This window comes from Klenkia sesuvii (genome assembly GCF_037083825.1).
Lineage (GTDB): Bacteria > Actinomycetota > Actinomycetes > Mycobacteriales > Geodermatophilaceae > Klenkia > Klenkia sesuvii.
The window spans coordinates 1-16,807 of the sequence record NZ_JBAPLU010000010.1; the positions used below are offsets into that span (position 1 = coordinate 1).

Sequence of the window (16,807 nt, forward strand, 5' to 3'; positions counted from 1 at the left end):
GGGGACCAGAAGATCGACCCACCCTGGAAGGTGCTCACGAACCCCCCGGCCACCGGCACCTCGTCCGCCGTCGGGAAACCCAGCACCCCGGTCTCGTACCCCAGCCGTGCCCACGCCTCGTAGATGCCACCCCGGACGGCGTGTGCGCCCGTCGCTGCGGAGCGGTAGACCGAGCCCCCCTCGAAGGCGGTGAAACCGCCCCCGGGCACGACGGCCTCCCCCGACGTCGGGTACCCGAGCCAGCCGTTCTCGGCACCGAGGGCGATCCAGCGGGCGTACGTCTCACCCGTGAGCACACGCATGGGTGCGGTGACCGTGCGGGTGATCGCCCCGCGTTCGAGCAGGAGCACCTGCCCGGAACGGACCGAGGTCCGCACGTCGGTTCGCGGAGCGCCCAGGGCCGGTGCACCTCCGGCATCCACGAAGCTCTGCAGCCACGAGCCGGTCAACGCATGGGCACCACTCCCGGCCGCCCAGTACACGCGTCCGTTGTCGTACCCCTGCCAGGACACCAACCCGTCCGTGACCAGGCCCCCGCGCTGAGCACCGAGGACAGCGGCCCCGCCCGCCCGGACGGCGGCTGCCTGCATCTCGTACTCGCGGCTGGTCAACTTCGCGGCGACCGCGGCGCGGATCTCCCCCAGCCGGGCGTACCCATAACGTCCGGGGCACGAGGTGTTGCCGACGTCCCGGTGCCCGAAGATGGTGGGCAAGGTCACGCGAGCACCCGCCGCGTAGCGGGACGTACCACCCCCACCGGACGTCAACGTCACCGTCCCCGTCGGGTCCACGCCGTACAGCGAGAACTTCCAGGCGATGATCGCAGCGACGGCGTCCACCATCACCTGCGGCGCCGGGGCTGCGTCGTAGTCCCCCAGCATGGACACGCCGAAGGTCCCCGTGTTGAAGCCGCCGGCGTGCGCACCGACGACCGTGCTGGCCAGCCCGCCCGAACGTCCTTCCCACAGCCGGCCGAACCGGTCCACGACCACGTTGTAGCCGATGTCGCCCCACCCCCGGCTCACCGCGTGGTACCGGTAGATGGACCGCATCATGGCCGGGACGTCGGCGGCCGAGTAGCCGTTGCTGTCCGCGGTGTGGTGGACCGTCGCCGCACGGATGGTCGATGCGTACTCCGGCGCCCATGTCCGCAGCGACTCGTCCGCACCCCACTGCGCGCGGGAGAACACGTCGGGCATGTCCGTCGCCGCGTGCGCGGTGTCCTGGATCGCAGGGCTGCTCAGGCCGGTGTCGGCATCGGACTCGCCAGGGTCCACCAGGTCCAGCTGGACGTCCACAGGGGCGGCGCCGGACCTCGTCACCAGCTCGACCTCCACGCCGGTGCTCGGCCCGGTCCACAGTGGCGCAGTCCCCCCGCGGCGCGCGGCACCGTCCTGCTCCGCGTCCTCCACGCCGACCTCCGCCCAGGAGCCCCAGCCACCGTCCGCGCGCTGCACCCGGACACGCGCGACGGTGTCGGTCACCGCGGCCGAGGCAGCCCAGGTGACACCGACCAGGGAGAAGGAGGGCACATCCACCTGCCGGACGGTCAGCACGGGCGTGCTGCCCGGCGCGCCGGGCGGCGTGCTGGTACCGGGACGAACCTCGGCGTCACCCTGCGGCTGCGCCACCGAGCCGAGCTCGACGGTCTCGGTCGACGTGGGCACGGGCTCCGGCTCCGGCGTCGGCGCCGCGTAGACGGGCAACACGAGGAAGCAAGCGGTCATGGCCACGCAGGCGGCAAGGCACGCGATGAGACGGCGCACGGCGGATGGCTCCCTGGGGCAGCTCAGCACGGCACCGGTCGGTGCCGCACCTCAGGTATCGACCATCGACGTCGCGGGCTTGAGCCGTTCATGGCCGTCGACGCGCCGGGACGAGGGGCGTACACCAGGACGTGCAGATGGCCAACCGTCATCCGCGGGTCTGGCCATCCCTCCTGCCGCCTGTCCAGCCTGCGCTGCGACGTGCAGGCACAGAGGGGACCCGTCGTCCAGCGCGACCAGCCGCAGGACACCAGGTCGAACGACCCTCGGCGACTCAGACGACCGATCGGGCTCCGTTCGCTGCGGGGCGGGCCGGCCCCAGCGCCCATCGGGTGAGGACGAAGGCCAGCGGGGTGGTGATGGCCACGGCGATCGGGGGGACGAACCCCTCGCGCACCCCGAGCAGGTCGACGAGGACGAACGCCACGCCGGTACGGGCGACGATGGTGGTCCCGTTGGCGATCAGGTACCGGACGAGCGACCGACGGCTCGTCGGCACGTCGAAGGCGAAACGGGCGTTCGCCACGTACGCCGCCAGGACAGCCAAGACCAAGGCCACCGTGTTGGCCCAGAGGTAGGGCATGAACAGCAGGAAGAGCAAGTACAGCAACCAGTACAAGCCGGTGTTGAGCACGTTGATGACGACGAACTTCGCGAACACCACCGTCGTCGAGCGGCTCGGCCTCATCGTCGGGGCGGGGAGTAGCGACCGGTCGCTGCGCGGAGGAGGATCTTCACCAGGTCCAACTGCGCCCGTCGGCCATGGATCTTGGTCGGGACGGCTGACCCACGCGGCGGGTACTCGCGGGTGACGGGGAGCTCCAGGCAGCGGTACCCGAGCCGCGCCGCCCGGACGGGCAGGTAGGCCAACAACTCGTAGGTGTCGAACACCTTGCGCATCGGGGCCACGCGCTCGTCGGACAGCAGCGCTGCGGAGTGCCCCCGGAAGCCGTTCGTGGTGTCGGTGTACCGGCGGCGAGCACCGATCGACATGACCGGAGCATGCAGGTAGGTGATGGCGAGGTGCCGTTCCCTCGGCGTGTTGATGGCCCGGCCACCAGGGACGTACCGGGAACCCTGGATGAAGTCGGCCCCGGATCGCAGCGCCTCGGCGAACGACGGGATCGCCGACACGTCGTCCTTGCCGTTGCCGTCGACGGTGATGACGCCCTCGTACCCCTGTGTCAGCGCATACGCGAATCCCAGTCTCAACTGAGCGCTGAGCTTGCCCGGACCCCGCTTCACCAGCAGCGTGCGGACCCCGAGCTCCCGCAACCGGTCGTGCTCGGTGGACCCGTCGGTGCTGCCACCGTCGACGAGCACCACATCGAGCCCGAACCCGGCATCCTTGATCCGCCGGAGCTGGCCGAGGATGCGGTCCCCCTCGTTGATGACGGGGATGAGGACGCACAGGTCCGAGGAGCGTTCGGCGAACTCGTGGGTGTCACCGGCCGGGACGTCCCACCCGGCGGGGGGTTCCGGCCGCGGGCCGTGCTCGCTCACGCGTAGGTCTCCTTCACGTAGTCGGCAGTGCGCCACAAGGTTGCCTCGGGGTCGTCGCCCGAGGGGACGAGCATCTCGACCGACACGTGCCCGTCGTAGCCCGAACCACGCAGCGCTTCGGCGAACGAGGCATGGTCCACCGGGCCGCCGGGGCCGACCGGTCCCAGCTGGGGGGCGCTGAGGTGGACGTGCGCGAGGACGTCCACGCCGTCCTCGACACGCTCGACGGGGTCGTCCCCGCCGAGCGCCATGCACGCCGTGTCCAGGTGCAGGCGCACCCCGGAGGAGTCCACCGCCCGGACGAACGCCGTCGAGGCGACCGCGTCGGTGAGGTAGTCGCACTTGTACGCCGTCGGGTTCGCCTCGATGCAGAAGCACACCCCGAGGTCCTCGGCGCGGCGACCGAGCTCGGCGAAGAAGGGCACCGCGACCGCGTCGGCCTCCTCGACCGGGAGGGCCCCCCGACGCCTGTTGCCGGGCGACCCGAACACCAGTCGCTGTGCGCCGACCGCCGAGGCCAGCCGCGCCATCCCCACCAGGTGGTCGGCCAAGGCGGCCCGGGCGTCGTCGTCCCCGAACAGCTGCAGCTCAGGCCTCCCGAACAGCAACGACTGCAAGGCCACCACGTGCAACCCGTGGTCCTCCATCTGGGAACGGAAAGCCCGCAACTCCTGCTCGGGTACCGCCAGGGGGTCGGACCAGATCCTCGTGGGGGCGATCTCGAGGTGGTCGAACCCTCTCCGTGGCAGCTCGGCCAGGACTGCCGTGTCCCGTTCTGCCGGCCAGGCCAGGTTGGAGAACGCCAGCTTCACGATGCCCCCGTCATCTCTCCCGCGGCCCAGGCGCCGATGCCCGCGACCACCTCGTCCTCGGACTCCAGGTAGGGACCGCTGCGACCGGCGAGGACGTCTGCGTGCTGGGTGCGCAGGTCGTAGTGCGCGACCGGTCGGTCCGAGCAGTGGTAGTCCACCCCGAAAGCATCCGCGGCCACCCGCTTGGCCGTCACCGGAGCCGTCGCCAGGTTGACGACCCTCAGTCCCGCGTCGCGGGAGAGCAGCACGTGCCCCCAGAGGTCGCGGACGTCGTAGAACTGGAATGCGGAGTCCTCGTTCGCGAACCGCGCCTCCGGCTGGTGGATGAGGTCGTAGACCAGGTTCTTCTTCAGTCCCGGGCCGTACATCCCCGGCAGCCGGACGATCAGGGCGTCCTCGAAGCGGTCGGTCACGAACTGCTCCAGGAGCGCCCGGTGGCGGCCGTACGCCTGCTCCTGCTCGACGTCCGGGACTGCCGTCTCGTCGAGACCGCGGGAGTCGGCGAAGACGTCCACGGTCGAGACCAGGATGCAGGAGGACGCCCTACTCTTGTCCAGCGCCGCCATCAGCGGCCCGAGCCGTTCCCAGTCGGCCTCGGGTTCGGCATTCGCACGCCACTTCTCAGCCGGCGCTCCGGCACAGACGACCTCGTCGACCTGGTGTTCGGGCAGCGTGTGGATGTCCGTGCTGCGCAGGCGCACCGCCGGTCGGATGCGCGGGAGCAGTGCACCGCCGACGAACCCGCTCCACCCGATCAGCGCTCGCCGCGTCACCGGGTCACCGTCCCCGTGCGTCCCTGGGCGGGGTCAGCCTCGGCGTCCACGTTCAGCATGTCCCGTGCAGACAGCACCCGGCTCGTCGTCTCGAAGGCGACGCGGTAGATCGGTCGCTCGTTCGCCGTCTCGTTCGACTGGAACATGAACTCGGCCATGATGGCGATGACGACGCTCAACAGGAAGAACATGGCGCTCATCTGGAGGCTCAACGAGGTCCATCCCTCCACAGCACCGCGGACGAGTCCGACCACCACGACGTAGAGGGCGTAGAGCAGGTTCGCGACGCTGGCCAGCAACGCAAGACCGACGGCGGCCCGGAGCGGACGACCGCTGGCGTAGAAGATCGACCTCACGACCTGTCGCAGGCTGCTCGCCGGCCGCGGCTTGAACAGCTCGCCGGTCTCGTAGGGCATCACTGCCGTCGAGTAGCCGGAGATCGAAGGCAGCATCCGCAGCACGCGGTCGCGATCACGGCGCGGGAGCCACGTGTCCAGTGCCGACCGGCTGTAGGCGCGCAGGCCCAGCGTGACCGAGGCGATGTCGTCCCCCATGCTCCGGGTGGCGAGCACACGCGTGGCCCGCAGCGCGAGTTTCCGGCTCGTCGTCGAACGGGACTCGACCCCGACGACGATCGCGCTCTCCTCGCTCACCATGCCGGCGCACCGGGTGATGTCCTCGACCGACTCCACGCCGAGTCGAGCGGTCACCACGACGTCCCCCAGCGCGCCGTCCAACCCGGCCGTGAACGCGACCTCGTCGCGCACGCCCTGCACCAGTCCGATGACTTGCAGGTTCGGCTGACGCTCGGCGAGGTCGCGGGCCCAGCCCAGACGCCCCCGGGCACCCTGGAGGACGAGGACGATCTCGTGGACGGGGTGGGATGCCGACAGGTGCGACTCCAGCTCCTCGAGTCGCTGCTCGATCTTCGGGTCGGCCGGGTCGCCGAGGACCACCACGCTGAGGAACACCGTCGACTGGGCGGCAGGAGCGGGGACGCGCACGACGACGTCGGAACGTGCACCACCGTTGCCGTCGGGTTCGGGCCCGGGCTCGGCGGACTGCTCGAACAGCGTCATGAGAAATGCTCCTCTGCCACTCGCAAGGCGTCTCCGATGTTGTCGATCTTGCTTCCCAGGAACGACAGGACGCGCCCCCCGTCCGACTGACGGAGGACGATGGGTCGCGCGTCGTCCCGGTCCCTGCGCGCCGGGACGGTCTTGATCCCCCACAGGGACTCCCGGTGGACAGCTTGACCCAGCTCCGGAAGGTACCGCTGGGAGTCCCGGATCATCCAATCGGCCCGGGAGGTGAGACCCCCGCGCAAGGCCTGCAGAGCCTGCCCGAAGGTCGGGAACGAACCGTGCGGCGTGTACCTGACGTGGCTGAGGGTGTGGTACGGCGTGGAGGGGAACGGCATCAACGAGAAGTACGGGCCGTCCATCACGGTGACACCGACGGACCGGAGGCGCTCGGGGAGGTCGACCAGGGCCATCTCGCACGGCTCGCACTGCAGGCCCGAGTACCCCACTCCCTCCGGCAACTGCTCGACGGCCTCGCCGTAGGTGCAGATGACCACCCCGTCGACGAGGACCGTCTCACCGCTCTCGAGCTCCACCTCGGCGTGCCCGTCGAGCTCGCGCACCGCGCGCACGGGCGCCGCAGTACGGATCTGCACGTCTTCGTCGTGCAGCTCCTGGAGCATCTGCTCCCGCAGCAGCACGGAGTCGAACACTGCTTCCCGGGTCACCCACGACGCCTCGATCAGGGTGCGGTTGAACAACCGCGTGATCGACGGGGGGGCGTCGGCGAGAGGAGCACCGATGTAGTCGCACATACGACGGAACTTGCGAGCATTGACCAGCCCGCCGCGGGCGATCGCGTAGATGCACTGGAAGTCGTCACGGACGCAGGAGCGGTACCGGTCCATGAACGACAGGTAGGACGCTTGGCTGCGCCCGGCCGTGCGCAGTGATCGCGGATAGTGGTATCCCCCGTGCACGCGCGCCTGGTTGAAGTAGCTCGCGCCCCCGAGCAGCTGGTCCCTCGCCTCCAGCACCGTCACGGCCGCACCCTGCCGTGACAGGTGACCGGCCAGGGACGTGCCGTAGAAGCCGCCACCGACGACGGCGATGCGCCTCTTCGTCACGATGCGGTCCCCGCATCGACCGGGCGACGGGTACCCGATGCCTCCCGGAGCACGGCGCCCCCGGCGTGCTCCTGCCCACCACGGTGGGACGGCCATGCGCGGTAGCTGATCGTCGCCAGCCGCACGCTGATCATCGCGAACACGAAGGGGAGGAACGGCAGGTAGAAGACGATGGTGTCCAGGTGCGGGTGGTCGAGCATGTGCCCCACCGCCAGCAGCATCCAGGAGAAGGCACCCAGCAGACCCAGTCCGGCCGCGACGGCGAGCCGGCGCTGGAGGGGCGCATCGACCTGCCGGCCCCGCCATGCCTGGATCGCCAGAGCGACGAACACGAGGACGAACAGGTAGACGGGGAGACCGAAGGAGGAGAACCCGAAGCCCGCTTCGCGGTACGCCGGGAGGGAGACCGCGGGGTTGAGCAGGTAGTGGACCATCCTGAACGACCACAGCCCGACGACGCCGTCCCCGTCGAGGAGCCAGCCCCACACCGGGTCGCCCTGCGCCCGCGCCGACTCGAGGATCCTGGCGACGTCCGACGGATCGAACGTCCGCTCCTCGAGCCGCTGCTCGATGATGGACGCGTCGCCGAACCTGGCCAGCAGCTGGAGGACGTGGACGCCGACGGCGAGGCCGAACCCGACCACACCCGCCGCCATGGTCCCGACGAGTCCGGCGAGGAATCGGCGGTCCACGCGGCCCCTGAACTCGTGGAACGCCACCGCTGCCGCTGCTCCCAGCAGAACCGTGGAGATGAACTCGTAGCCGTTCAGGCAGCGGAGGAAGACCAGGGCGGCGATCAGCACCCCGCCCTTGACCCACTTCCCACGCCCCGAACCCAACCTCGGCCACACCAACAGCGGCACCAGGGTCGGCAGGAAGAACGTCCACAGCTGCCAGTAGGTGCTGGCACCGAAGACGTTGGTCCAGAACGAGAGGGTGAGGAGCGCAGCCAGGACGACGGCAGCTCGGCGACCCCACACCCGCCCCGCGGCGACGACCGCCGTGGCGAACACCGCTGCCGTCAGGAAGCAGGTGACGAGCCTGAGCTGCTCGTAGAACAAGTCACCCGGACTGGCCCAGTTCATGACGACGCCCTGGAGCCCGAACTGGCTGGGGTACTCGCGGCCCACCCCTCCCAGCAACGGGAAGACCCCCGGCCCCGGGTCGAGCATCAGGTCCCGCACCAGCGAGTCGGAGTCCTCCTGGAACCCCATCTTGAACGTCGGGTCCATGATGCCGAGGAAGTCGTGCCGGATCTGCAGACCGAAGAAGACGGTCAACGCCAGCCACGTCAACCGCTCGCGCACGCGCCGGGACATGGGATGGCCTCCTTGTTGCTGGGGCGCCGGCGATCGGAACCGGGCCGCGATCGAGACTACGTGCGAGACGGTTGCCGAAGCGCCCCTACGGACGGGTCGGGACGTGTCCCGGGCCACCGGACCACCTCAGACTGCTCGCAGGTCCCACCTGGCACGTACGCACAGCCGGGCAACCCTCAGGGCAGGTACGTGATCTCGTTGGGGGCTCCTATGGCGTCCGGGTCCAGCGGCGGACCCGACAGCCAGACGTTGATCAGGTCCCCGTACGTACCGGTGCGCTGGAGGTCGACGATCCTCCTCACCTCTCCGTCCGCGAACCGCACTGCTGTCGCGGACTGCAGGTCGCTCCAGTTCATCTCGGTGTAGTAGATGAAGAACCCAGCCTCACCGCGACTGATGCCCCGGTCCCAGTTCGCGTCGGTGAAGTCGATGGGTGCGCGGAAGTAGGAGCTGTAGATCTCCTGCGTCGCTGCCCCGGCGGGGAACCTCACGAGGGACGCCGTGCACGAGACGAGCCGGGTGACCTCCCCGTCACCGCCGCTGACGTCACGGACGGACAGCGTCCTGCTGCCCTCACCGGTGTCCCGGATGATGACCGGGAAGGACTGTTCGTCAGCACCCGGATCAAGGGCCAGGAAACCCTCAGCCGAGGCCACCGCCGTCAGGTTGTTCTCGATCATGCTGAACGAACGTGATCCCCGCCCGGGCCCGTCGTAGGTGAGGTCCACCTCGTACATCCCGGTGTCGGGCGTGGTGAGCTCGACGTGCCCCCCGACGACGTCGCACGGCACCGGGAGCCATTCCCGGGGAGCAGCAGGAGTCCAGTTGACGGTCAGCGGCGAGGACAACGTGGGCTCGTAGGCGCGGAACAACTCGCGGTAGAACCACCAGTTCGCACCCATCCCCCAGGACGTCCAGCTGATGGAGGGAGCCGTGGTCACGACCAGGTCGTGCGGTTGCTGCATGAAGTCTGCGAAGGCATCGCGTTCTCCGCCCAGGGCGGCGATGACCGAGTCGACGTTCAGGGCCTCGGTCGGCCCGTTCAGCGCCCCGGCCAGGCCGGAGTACTCCTCCACGACGTCGACCCCGTCGACCGCCTCGACCTGGTCGAGGAAGTCGGGCGGCAGGAGTCCACCCAGCTCCGGCACGTACACCCCACCCGCCCGGGCCAGGTCGCCGCCGGTGGCACGCGCCTCGTACACCGCCGCTGCACCGGACGCCGCGAGGGTGGCGACCGCCACGGCCGCCACCGCCCGCGACGCTGCGCGCGGGAGGGCCACCTGCCCAGCAAGCCTGCGGACACCCCAGATGACCAGCCTCGCCACGAGGAGAGCGCCGACGAGCCAGCCCCACAGCACGAAGGCCCAGTAGTAACCCCCCGTGTGGCCCCCGATGGTCGCGGCCACGCCGCCGGCCAGCACAGCCCCGCCGAGGAACAGGACCAGCACCCGTTCCACCGTGGGCCGCAGCACGGCGAGCACGAGCACGACCACCAGGACCAGCAGGGCCGGCAGCGCGCCCTCGTTCGCCAGCGAGCGGACGAGGTCACCGATGGAGTAGATGCGGTCGGCCGGCGCCCACGGCCCGAAGTACCAGAACTGATCACCCCGGACGTCGACCAGGTTGTACCGGAGCAGCGGGACGAAGCCCCCTGCGGTGGCCAGGAACCCCGCGCCGGCGAAGCCAGCCGCCGCCCCGGCCCACAGCGCGACCAACCCTCGCCACCGAGGCGTCCACCCGCGGACCAGGACCAGGATGGAGGTGAGGACGAGGATCAACCCACCCGACGCCAGGCCGTAGTCGTTGGACCACACCGCCATGACCACACCCGCGGCCCCGCCCAGCAGAGCTGCCCTGCGGATGGTCCACCCACCCCGCAGCAGCAGGAAGGCCACCAGGGCCAGCAAGTACGGGGCCGCTGCCCGGATGGGCCGCAGGCTGTTGCCCGGGATGGCCGCGATGCCGACCAGCCCGTCGAGCCAGGCGTAGACCTCCGGGCGGAACAGGGCCAGTGCCGACACGACGGCGGGGATGCCAGCACCCACCACGAAGGCCCGACCTGGCCGCCGGGGGAAGAAGAGCATCGCCAGCACACCGACCACTGTCTGGAAAACCAGCTGGGTCACTGCGTAGGACGAGAAGACCGAGGCGGTGAGGTCGGCGCCCGCAGCGAGGAAGAGGGGGAAGAGCAGGAACACCGGCCCGATGCCCAGGTAGGGGAAGAAGTCCCGCCCCGGGAGTTCACCGTCGACCAGCCGGAAGAGCCCACTGGCGGTCTGGAAGGCGCCGTCGAGCTGGTAGACGGGCACCCCGTGCATCGCCTGCCGGCCGACCGCGAACGGGACGACGAGCAGCAGCAGCACGACCCCGATGCGGCGCGTCCACGTGGACCACCGGGAGCGACGCCCGATCCGTGCTTGCGTCCCACTGCCCCCGGTGGACGTGTCCAGGTCGGGCTCGGACCTCATGTGCGCACATCCCCGTTCCTGACCGCAGCGGGTCACCCGCTCCGGAAGGCCACCGATCTGACGGCCCTGCGCCTCAGTGACCGAGCCCTCCAGCCCTGCTCATCGCACGGTCACCGTCGTCCGACCGTCGGATGCCTGGGTGATGGTGCCACCTTCGAAGTCCATGCGAACCCCGCCGGGCACCGAGTACTGGTCCGACGTCGGGTAGCCCAGACGGCCCGTCTCGTAGCCGTTCGACGCCCATGCACTGTAGATGGTTCCGCGGATGGCATGCGCCCCGCCCCCGGGACTCCAATACACCGCGCCTCCCTGGAACGGTGCGTAGGTGCCACCGGGGAGCACGACCTCGTCACCCGTGGGCATCCCGAGCGGCCCGTACTCGTAGCCGGTCCGTCCCCACGCGCTGAGCGTCTCGCCCCGCACGCCGTGGCCACCGGTTGCAGCCCCCGCGTAGATCGTGCCGCCCTGGAAGTACTGGACGACTCCTCCACCACCGGCCGTCGTGGCGAACGAGTTCGCCACGGGAAGGCCGAACGGACCCGAGGCGCCGCCCGAGCGCTGCCACGCTGCGTCCACCGCCTTGGGCACCGCGTACGCGGGGCCGCTGGCCGGGACCACGACCGAGCCCCCCTGGAAGGCCACGACCTGGCCGAGCCCCTGCGGCAGGTCGACCGCGTCAGCAGTCGGGTAGCCCAGGGTCCCGTTCTCGTACCCCAGAGACGCGTAGACCGCGAACGCACGGGCAGGCACGTTCACCGCCCCCGTGGCGGCGGACCAGTACAGGTTCCCGTTCGTCAAGTGCACAACCCGACCGCCGGTCGCCGTCGTGAACTCGTCGGTGGCCGGGAAGCCCAGGCCAGCACTGCCACCGCGGGCGTCGTAGGCGGCCGTCATCACCGACCCCATCCGGTGCGCACCCGTCGCGGCGGACCAGAGGATGCTCCCGCCGGAGAAGTCCGAGCGCTGTCCACCGGGGAGGTCCTGCACGTCACTGCTCGGGTAGCCCAGCGGCCCCCCCTCGTAGCCCTGCCGAGCCCAGGCACCGTAGATGTCGCCCCGGAGAATGCGCGAGCCCGTCGACGCCGAGGTGTAGACGGCCCCACCGGAGAACATCTGGAAGGAACCGTTGGCGAGGGCGCCCACGTCCGAGACAGGGAAGCCCAGCACACCTGAGGTTCCGCCAGCGGCTTGCCAGGCGGTCAGGGTGCCGCCCCGGACCGAATGCGCGCCACCGGCACCGGAGGCCCAGATGGAACCCCCGGTGAAGTCCTGCCTCGTCCCGCCGCCGACGGCCTGCTGGCCCGACGTGGGCCAGCCGAGCGCTCCGGTCTCGTAACCTTGCCGAGCCCATGCCGAGTACGTGCTGCCACGGAGTGCGTGGGCACCGCCGGTCGGGGACCAGTAGATCGCGCCGCCCTGGAACATGCTGAACGCCCCGGTGCCCAGAGGCGTCACGGAACTGGTCGGGAAGCCGAGAGCGCCCGACTCGTACCCCATCTGCCCCCATGCGGTGTAGATGTCGCCCCCGATGGCGTTCGCCCCGGTGGCAGGCGACCAGTAGATGCTGCCGTTCTGGAATGCGGAGAAGTAGCCACCCGGGACCGGTGTCTCGTCGCCGGTCGGCCAACCGAGCGCACCGGCTTCGTAGCCCCGAGCGGCCCACGCGGCGTAGATGCCACCCCGCACGAAGTGGGCACCGGTGGACGGCGACCAGTAGATCGCGCCACCTTGGAAGGAGGAGAAGTAGCCACCCGGGATGGCCGCCTCGTCCCCGACGGGGTAACCGAGCAGGCCGTACTCGTAGCCCAGCCCCGCCCACGCCTGCAGGATCCCGCCACGGACCACCCGTGCCCCCGACGCGGGAGACCAGTAGATCGCTCCGCCCACGTACTGCTGACGGCAACCGCCGTTGGCCGCCTCGCAGTCGACGTCCCCCGTCGCCAGACCCAGGTAGCTGGATGCGCCACCGAAGTCGAGGTACTTCTGCGCCACCGCGGACCCACCGCTGGACTGCGTGGACCCGAACCAGTCGGTGAAGTAGTTGAAGAAGTTGCGGTTTCCGTAGGCCGAGCAGCTGTCACCGCGCCCGTACCCCGCAGCCAGTGCAGCACCGTTGGGGGTGTACGGCGTGTAGTTGTAGAGACCCGCTGTGGCCTGGTTCTCGATGTAGACCGACTGCCCGCCACAGGCGGAGTTCGGGTTGTACTGGACGAAGTTGGTACGGCCGGCCACGTAGCCGTAGCGGCTCGGCGTCGCCTGGTAGTTCTTGAACTGCCGAGCAGCTGAGTAGAGCTGGTTGAACAACCCGTTGTAGGTGGTGTCGCAGGCGGCCGTGTCGGGGCAGCCGAAGCCGACGGCCTTCGCGTACTGGCCGGTGGTCGGGTTCGAGGCGGTGACGAGCCCCTGCTCCTTCTGCAAGGTCACGAGCAGGACCTGTGGGTTCACCCCGCAGGCCCGTGCCACCTTGGCGACGATGCTGGCAGCGGTCTCCTGCGTCGCGCCCGTGTAAGGCAACGGGCAGCGCGTGTCCGCGGGACGGGTGTAGGTGTCCATGCGGTAGTTGTCCATGCACAGGGGGTTGGACGCCGCACACGCCGACCCGCGCCCGGCCAGGAAAGCCTGGATGTCGGACACATCCATGGTCGACGTGTCGTAGAACACGCCGTCGGAGATGATGTTGCCCGGGTTGAACCTGCTCAGGTCAGCTGACTCGGTCCAGCGCCCGGCGGAGAAACCGCCGAAGGCGAGGCCGGCCACGAGCACCAACCCCAACACCCAGCTGGTCCAGCGCTGAGCCCGCTGCCCGGTCACGGGACGACCACGACGAAGTCGTCGGAACGGCCGTTCGACGTGCGGGACTCGTAGGTGACGAACCCGTCCCAGGCACCCGGCGCGAGGTCCGACGCCGGGATGCTCAACGCTCCGCACGCGGTCGAGCTCGCATCGGGAACAGCGGTGGAACGCGCTTGGGCGGACGCCTCTCCTCGATTCAGCACCAAGGTGCAGGTCCCTCCTGTCTCGACCACTTCCTGGATGAACGCACCGACCTCGACCCGAGCACCCGCCGCGTCGTACGAGGCGTAGGTGTAGGACACCGACCGGTCGACCGGGTCCACGTCCGGGTCCCCTGATGCATCAGCGCTCGACGGGGGTGGCGCCGAGGGGGTTGCGGTCGGTCCCGCACCCGCTCCCTGGGGCGACGCACCCTCCGGCGCGGAGGACGTCGCCGCCACTCCGCCCCCGTCGTCGCTGAAGGAGGTGGAGACGTCGGGGCCGCCGACGAGGTAGCCGACCACGGCCCCACCACCGACCAGCACCAGCGCGCCTCCGACGACGAGTGCGGCGGTCCTCCGCCGCCCCCGTCGGGTAGTCGACGTCAACATCAGCGTCCCTCCGTGGACCGTGGCGCCAGCTCGTACGCGCTGCACCCGCGACGACGACGCCGAAGGGCAACGCAGCGCGAGGGCTCGGGAACTGTACGTGTTCGGAGCCGGGCCATTACGTCACCGACACGCTGATCGGACGGTACGAGTTGCCCCACCGGCGGCCCGGCTCGGCGAGCTGCGGCGCCGTAGTATCGCGGTTCGCCTCCGCAGAGCGAGGTTGCCGGCTCACCACCCGGACGTCCCTGCCCGCTGGACGCGAGGAAGACGATCATGGACGAGAACCCGCACGACCCCGTGCCGCGGCAGCTGCCCGCGAGGTTGGACCCCCGTGCGGGGCGCGGCAAGCATGCCCGCCGGTCCGTCGGGGCGCCGCCCGCAACTCGCACGGCGCCCCACGGACACAGGACGCGGCGCCCAGTACTGCTCGCCAGGCTCGTCGCAGGCGTCCTGTCCGTGGTCCTCGTGGGCACCAGCGGGTGGGGCTGGTACCTCGGCAAGGTCGCCGAGGCGGCGGTGAACCGCACCGACGCGATACCCACCGACGGCAACGCCGACCTGGCCGGTACCGGTGAGGCGATGAACCTGCTGCTGGTGGGGAACGACAGCCGGGTCAGCCTCAGCGAGGAGCAGCTCGCCGAGCTGAACGCCGGCGAGGACTCCGGCACCAACACCGACACGATGATCCTGGTGCACATCCCGGCCGGCGGGTCGAAGGCGTCCTTCGTCTCCTTCCCCCGTGACAGCTGGGTCGACATCCCCGGTCACGGTCAGGACAAGCTCAACTCCGCCTATGCCTACGGCGAGCGGGACGCCCCCGCGGACGCCACCGACGCGCAGCGGCAGAGCGCCGGCGCGCAACTGCTGGTGCAGACCATCAGCCAGCTCACCGGACTGCAGATCGACCACTACGCCGAGGTGGACCTGCTGGGCTTCTTCCAGCTCGCCAACATCGTGGGCGGGGTCGAGGTCAACCTCTGCCAGGCCGTCGACGACTCCTACTACTCCGGCGCGGTGTTCCCGGCCGGGGTGCAGACCATCAGCGGCGCCGACGCGCTGAAGTTCGTCCGCCAGCGGCACGGTCTCCCCCGCGGCGACTTCGACCGCATCATCCGCCAGCAGGTCTACATCGCCGGGGTCCTGCGCAACATCCTCAGCGAGAACGTGCTCCTCGACCTGGGCAAGCAGCGCGAGCTGGCCGACGCAGCGGGCGGGGCGCTGACCGTGGACCAGGGGCTGAACCTGTTCGACCTGGCCGCGCAGATGCAGTCGATCACCGCCGGCGCCATCGACTTCCAGACCATCCCGTACGTCGGCGACGCCGAGGACCCGCAGGGCCGCTACATCCTGCAGCTCCAGGACGAGGACACCCTGCACGCCTTCTTCGCCGACCTGTCCGCCGAACCCGCTGCGCCCGCCCCGGTCACCGCCGAGGCGCCGGAGACGGTGGCCCCGGGCGACGTCACGGTCGACGTCTACAACGGTTCCGGGACCCCCGGCGTGGCCGCGAGCGCAGCCGAGCAGCTCGGCGCGGCGGGGTTCACCGTCGGCAGCACCGGCAACGCCGACAGCAGCTCCTACACGCTCACCGAGATCCGCTACGCCGCGGGGGACGCCGTCCTGGCGAGCACGCTCGCTGCGGCCATCCCCGGCGCCAGCACCGCACAGAGCGACGACGCCGTGCCCGGCACGGTCCAGCTCGTCCTCGGCTCGGACTTCCAGGGGGTCGGACAGGCCGTCACCGCCCCTGCGTCGTCCCCCGCCGTGACCGGCAAGGATGCCCGCACCGCTGCCGACACGAGCTGCATCAACTGATGACGACCCCTGCCGACCTGCTCACCGGGGTCCTCCGCCGCGACCCGGCTGCGCCCCTGCTCACCCACTACGACGACGCCACCGGGGAGCGGGTCGAGCTGTCCGGGGCGACGACGGCCAACTGGGTGGCCAAGACCGCCAACCTGCTGCAGGACGAGTTCGACGTCGGCCCCGGGAGCCGGGTGGTCGTGGCGCTGCCCGTGCACTGGCAGACCGCCGCCGTCCTGCTGGCCGTGTGGGCGTGCGGTGCGACCGTCGTCGACACCGCCGCCGAGGACGACGGCGGCCTGGCCGTCGTCGACCTCGTGCTCGCCGACCAGGCCCGGTTGGCCGGCATCGAGGAGCAGGACGTCGCCGAGCTGCTCGGCCTGTCGCTGCACCCACTGGGCATGGGCATGACCGGGTACAGCGGGGAAGCGCGCGACTTCGCGCTCGAGGTCCGCGCCCACGGCGACCACTTCACGCCCCACCAGCCCGTCGACGCCGGCGACCCGGGCCTGCAGCTGGCCGGGCTCGAGCTCACCCTCGGCGGGCTGGTGGAGGCCGGTCGCGAACTGGCCGGACGCCTCGGCCTGCTCGCCGGCGACCGGGTGCTGGTCGACGAGCAGGCCGCCACGGAGGCCGGCCCGGTGGTGTGGCTGCTGGCCCCGCTGGCGGCGGGCGCGTCGCTGGTGCTGTGCCGGCACCCCGCTTCCGGCCAGTTGAAGCACCGGGCCGAGGTCGAGGGCGTCACCGCTACGCTCGGCCTCGAGCTCGACGGGATCCGCGAGCTGGGCCGCCCCGCCGCGAGCTGACCCGCCCAGCCACTCGATGGACGGT

General features: G+C 70.6%; 13 protein-coding genes. 2 read left to right on the forward strand and 11 right to left on the reverse strand.

Features of this window, described 5'->3' with window-relative positions:
* From TEK04_RS11255 to TEK04_RS11305, 11 genes are all read right to left on the reverse strand, one after another.
* A partial coding sequence (locus TEK04_RS11255; protein ID WP_336404436.1) for an N-acetylmuramoyl-L-alanine amidase occupies positions 1–1,667 on the reverse strand: 1,667 nt, incomplete at its 3' end.
* A 373-nt stretch (positions 1,668–2,040) separates the two neighbouring features.
* A complete protein-coding gene (locus tag TEK04_RS11260) occupies positions 2,041–2,454 on the reverse strand; it encodes a GtrA family protein (protein WP_336404437.1) in 414 nt (137 codons plus the stop codon).
* Entirely contained in the window at positions 2,451–3,269 is an 819-nt protein-coding gene (locus TEK04_RS11265; RefSeq protein ID WP_336404438.1) for a glycosyltransferase family 2 protein, read from the reverse strand. Before TEK04_RS11265 ends, TEK04_RS11260 begins: the two co-directional genes overlap by 4 nt.
* Positions 3,266–4,081: a sugar phosphate isomerase/epimerase family protein gene (locus TEK04_RS11270; protein WP_336404439.1), complete on the reverse strand. Its 816-nt coding sequence runs from the start codon at positions 4,079–4,081 to the stop codon at positions 3,266–3,268. Before TEK04_RS11270 ends, TEK04_RS11265 begins: the two co-directional genes overlap by 4 nt.
* The gene (locus tag TEK04_RS11275) at positions 4,078–4,854 is read right to left on the reverse strand and encodes an NAD-dependent epimerase/dehydratase family protein (protein ID WP_336404440.1); all 777 of its coding nucleotides are present in this window, start codon (positions 4,852–4,854) and stop codon (positions 4,078–4,080) included. Before TEK04_RS11275 ends, TEK04_RS11270 begins: the two co-directional genes overlap by 4 nt.
* Positions 4,851–5,933, reverse strand: coding sequence for a glycosyltransferase family protein (locus tag TEK04_RS11280; RefSeq protein WP_336404441.1), 1,083 nt, complete (start codon positions 5,931–5,933; stop codon positions 4,851–4,853). Before TEK04_RS11280 ends, TEK04_RS11275 begins: the two co-directional genes overlap by 4 nt.
* Positions 5,930–7,003 carry an FAD-dependent oxidoreductase gene (locus TEK04_RS11285; protein WP_336404442.1) on the reverse strand — a complete coding sequence of 358 codons (1,074 nt, stop codon included), beginning with the start codon at positions 7,001–7,003 and terminating at the stop codon, positions 5,930–5,932. The genes TEK04_RS11280 and TEK04_RS11285 overlap by 4 nt, the downstream gene beginning before the upstream one ends.
* The gene (locus tag TEK04_RS11290; protein ID WP_336404443.1) at positions 7,000–8,322 is read right to left on the reverse strand and encodes a hypothetical protein; all 1,323 of its coding nucleotides are present in this window, start codon (positions 8,320–8,322) and stop codon (positions 7,000–7,002) included. Before TEK04_RS11290 ends, TEK04_RS11285 begins: the two co-directional genes overlap by 4 nt.
* A gap of 176 nt (positions 8,323–8,498) precedes the next feature.
* The gene (locus TEK04_RS11295; protein ID WP_336404444.1) at positions 8,499–10,685 is read right to left on the reverse strand and encodes a hypothetical protein; all 2,187 of its coding nucleotides are present in this window, start codon (positions 10,683–10,685) and stop codon (positions 8,499–8,501) included.
* Between the two features lie 204 nt (positions 10,686–10,889).
* Complete coding sequence (locus tag TEK04_RS11300) at positions 10,890–13,601, reverse strand: hypothetical protein (protein WP_336404445.1); 2,712 nt, start codon at positions 13,599–13,601, stop codon at positions 10,890–10,892.
* Positions 13,598–13,885, reverse strand: coding sequence for a hypothetical protein (locus tag TEK04_RS11305; RefSeq protein WP_336404446.1), 288 nt, complete (start codon positions 13,883–13,885; stop codon positions 13,598–13,600). The genes TEK04_RS11300 and TEK04_RS11305 overlap by 4 nt, the downstream gene beginning before the upstream one ends.
* A 744-nt stretch (positions 13,886–14,629) precedes the next feature.
* Between TEK04_RS11305 and TEK04_RS11310 the strand changes: the two genes are divergently transcribed.
* Entirely contained in the window at positions 14,630–15,988 is a 1,359-nt protein-coding gene (locus TEK04_RS11310) for an LCP family protein (protein WP_336404447.1), read from the forward strand.
* Positions 15,988–16,782, forward strand: a complete 795-nt coding sequence (locus tag TEK04_RS11315; RefSeq protein ID WP_336404448.1) for a TIGR03089 family protein — start codon at positions 15,988–15,990, stop codon at positions 16,780–16,782. The genes TEK04_RS11310 and TEK04_RS11315 overlap by 1 nt, the downstream gene beginning before the upstream one ends.
* Positions 16,783–16,807: the final 25 nt, after the last annotated feature.

Bases quoted from the DNA above. Each gene is read 5' to 3' on its own strand.
- TEK04_RS11280 (WP_336404441.1), bottom strand. From the start codon at position 5,933: ATGACGCTGTTCGAGCAGTCCGCCGAGCCCGGGCCCGAACCCGACGGC.
- TEK04_RS11260 (WP_336404437.1), bottom strand. From the start codon at position 2,454: ATGAGGCCGAGCCGCTCGACGACGGTGGTGTTCGCGAAGTTCGTCGTC.
- TEK04_RS11290 (WP_336404443.1), bottom strand. From the start codon at position 8,322: ATGTCCCGGCGCGTGCGCGAGCGGTTGACGTGGCTGGCGTTGACCGTC.
- TEK04_RS11315 (WP_336404448.1), top strand. From the start codon at position 15,988: ATGACGACCCCTGCCGACCTGCTCACCGGGGTCCTCCGCCGCGACCCG.